This is a genomic window from Thiolapillus sp., from assembly GCF_048562965.1.
In the GTDB taxonomy this organism is placed as follows: Bacteria; Pseudomonadota; Gammaproteobacteria; order Chromatiales; family Chromatiaceae; genus Thiolapillus; species Thiolapillus brandeum_A.
Window position 1 is genome coordinate 1 of the sequence record NZ_JBHNMF010000647.1, and the last position, 1,726, is coordinate 1,726.

Genomic DNA, 1,726 nt, shown 5'->3' on the forward strand with positions numbered 1-1,726 from the left:
GTTGTTGCGTAGTGCTTGGTGACCAGGACGGCTGGGGCACCAATAGGTTGTCAAAGGCCGAGTCGATTTTGGGGACTGGGATGTCCCAAAATCTATCACGAGGTCGAAGACACGCTTGCCCTACCGCCTAAAGGCGTGGGATTTACGGATCCCCTATCGGGGACTTTAAAATAACGGAGAACCCCTTTTTCGCCTTAGTTACCTCCAGAAACGTATTTACAGGCATCCTATATCTCATCTTTTTCGACCTTATCCGTATTCTCTTCAGAATGAGCCTGTGAGAGTGCCGATGCAACGAGCCCCGCTGGTACTGCCACTATTCCGAGGCCCACCATTAGCACAATAAATGTGAAAATACGCCCACCTACCGTAACGGGGTAAATGTCGCCATAGCCTACGGTGGTTAGTGTTACCACTGCCCACCATAAACTATGAAATACAGATTTGAATTGTTCTGGTTGTGCTGTATTTTCAAAGTAATAAATACCTACCGAAGACAAGTATAATAGTATCATTGATACCGCTGAAAACAATACAAGCTCTTCTTTTGCGATAACGAATGCCCTATGATACCTTCCAATTGCCTGATTATACCTAAACAGTTTAAGAATCCTGAACAATCTAAGAAGGCGAAATATTCTTAATACTCTAAGGTCAACGCCAGAAGAAATGTAAAACGGTAGAATTGCCAAAACATCTATTAATCCATAAAAACTGAAGATATATGCTATCTTATTATTCGCCACATATATTCTAGCTAAATACTCCACTGTAAATATCAGAACAGTTACAATTTCTATAGCCCTTAGCACTCGAATTGTATAATTTGATATATCTGGTAATGTACTCACTGAAAATGTGATCAATGAAGTAATAATCAGAGCCTGCATTACATACGCAAACAATCTTCCTTTGGAAGATTGTGGATCATCAATAATTGCGGCAATCTTTTCTTTCATATGCTAAACACTTCATCTGGCAACATAACGCTTGGGCTCAGAGGCTGAGTCAGAGTGTGCGTTAGAACACATATTAATTCTCAGGATCAAAAGGTGTAATTGGTTTAAATATCCCAGTCGCAGTCATTTTTCTTATATGATTAAAAGATGACATTGCCGCCACTGGATCAACATTTTCAAGAGAAGAATAATTAATATTTGAAAACCCTTCTCGATCCACCTTAAAACTAAAAAGGTAATCATCGTTAATCTTTCCTGTTGCCGATTCTAGCCTCTGTGAGTATCCAGATATTATGACATATTTACATTCTGGTAATGTGGCAAAAGTGATACCCACTAAACGAAAAGCAATACCATGAACATGACGTGAGTATTCGAGGCGTAGCTGCTTTTTAGACTTATTCTTGATATTAAGTTTTCGTCTGGTTGCTGCGATTGTGGCTATTTTATTTGGAATATCTTCAATCTCTGGAAGATCCACATCAAGCCAAATATCTTTACCATCATTGCGAATCTCATAAGAGATTATAGTTTCTCTTGGCCATGACAATGAATCAATTGCTTCACGCAACACAGACTCCATTAAGTTTATGTCTTGAGAAAGAAGGATTGGGAACTCTTTTTGCTTTATTTTTTCTTTTTCCTCATGTATTGACTTTCGTCTTTTCCATGATTCAAGTTGTTGTTCATATCTCTCTAGCGCTTTTCGATGGTTTTCTTCAGCTTCGTTTTTGTTCCTTTTCCATAAACCTAGCAAAATACGATAA

2 protein-coding genes are annotated in these 1,726 nt (G+C 38.7%); both read right to left on the reverse strand.

All coding sequences use genetic code 11. The annotated features are described in order from the left end of the window. Positions 1–227 precede the first annotated feature (227 nt). On the reverse strand, positions 228–959 hold the full coding sequence (locus ACOCD2_RS18780; RefSeq protein ID WP_293650469.1) for an ion transporter: 732 nt from the start codon (positions 957–959) through the stop codon (positions 228–230). Between the two features lie 73 nt (positions 960–1,032). Then, positions 1,033–1,726 (reverse strand): hypothetical protein (locus tag ACOCD2_RS18785; RefSeq protein ID WP_419614681.1); only part of this gene is annotated, 694 nt, incomplete at its 5' end.

What these genes read in the sequence shown, in the direction of transcription:
- ACOCD2_RS18780 (WP_293650469.1), bottom strand. Translation starts at nt 959, where the DNA reads ATGAAAGAAAAGATTGCCGCAATTATTGATGATCCACAATCTTCCAAA.